1 protein-coding gene is annotated in these 1,188 nt (G+C 32.9%); it reads left to right on the top strand.

Going from position 1 to position 1,188, the window contains the following annotated elements; genetic code table 11:
• On the top strand, positions 1-529 hold a 529-nt coding region (locus F6K13_RS34095; protein WP_287290081.1), incomplete at its 5' end, for a DegT/DnrJ/EryC1/StrS aminotransferase family protein.
• Positions 530-1,188: the final 659 nt, after the last annotated feature.

Raw genomic sequence — 1,188 nt, 5'->3', positions numbered from 1 at the left:
TGATGAAATACTAGCTGAAAAATGTCGGTCTTTGAGAAATCTTTGTTTTCAACCACAACAACGTTTTATCCATGAAGAATTAGGTTGGAATTTACGCATGACTAACCTACAAGCAGCATTAGGTTTGGCACAATTAGAAAGGTTAGATGAATTTATCCAGCGTAAGCGAAATATGGGTAAACTTTATACTGAACTTTTAGCAGATGTTTCTGAATTAGAATTACCTCTGACAAAAACAGAATATGCTGATAATATTTACTGGGTTTATGGGGTTGTACTCAAAGATTCTGTTTCTTTTGATGCTAAAGAAGCAATGAAAAAATTGCGCGAACAAAAAATAGGTACTCGTCCTTTTTTCTGGTGTATGCACGAACAACCAGTATTCCAAAAAATGGGATTATTTAAGCAAGAATCTTGCCCTGTAGCTGAAAATATAGCAAGACGTGGATTTTATCTTCCTAGTGGTTTAGCTTTAAGTAACCAACAAATACAAACAGTTGTAAAATCATTAAAAACAATTTTTGCTTAATTATATTAATAGGTATTTAGGTGTTATATTATGTCCGGTTGAATAGTTATAAATAATAAAGGAGGAAGACCGAGTCAGGAAGACCGAGTCAGGAGGGAAAAAGAGGAGAAAGTTTTTTCATCACTAATTATCCGGACACGATATTATACCATTTATCAAGAGTAATGCTATATTTGGAAAGTGTCAAAATAAGCCTCAAAATAGCAAAGATGATTAAAGGCTTACATCACGTCAATAAATAGTATTTAGAAATAGAAATTTCAAGTAGAGCAAAGTTTTTGAGAATTGGTATTAGGTTTTCAAGTCGTAGGTTTTATACCAATTTAAAAAAAGAATTATACAAAATGGAAAGGTAGAGATTTATGCTTAAATTTTTAACCATTCAGTCGCTAGCATTCTGCCATGAAATTTCATCATTTATTGTATTTAAACGAGGAATTAAAATTAAGATTGAGCGATAATTAAAAGCCTGGGAAAAGGATTAATCATCAGCTAACTTTAGCTATTTATGTTTATTTTCATTGCTGATAACCCAGTTCCTCTGCAGGAGGCTATCTGACCGCTAATAGCTGTTTGCACAGCATTCCGCAGGAAATGCTTACTTTAAAATTAGCTCTCTCCAATGGTAGAAGCTACCTCTTTATATAATTTCCCCACCC

Source organism: Okeania sp. SIO2B9, from assembly GCF_010672505.1.
In the GTDB taxonomy this organism is placed as follows: Bacteria; Cyanobacteriota; Cyanobacteriia; order Cyanobacteriales; family Microcoleaceae; genus Okeania; species Okeania hirsuta.
This window is presented reverse-complemented; position numbering and strand designations above follow the sequence as displayed.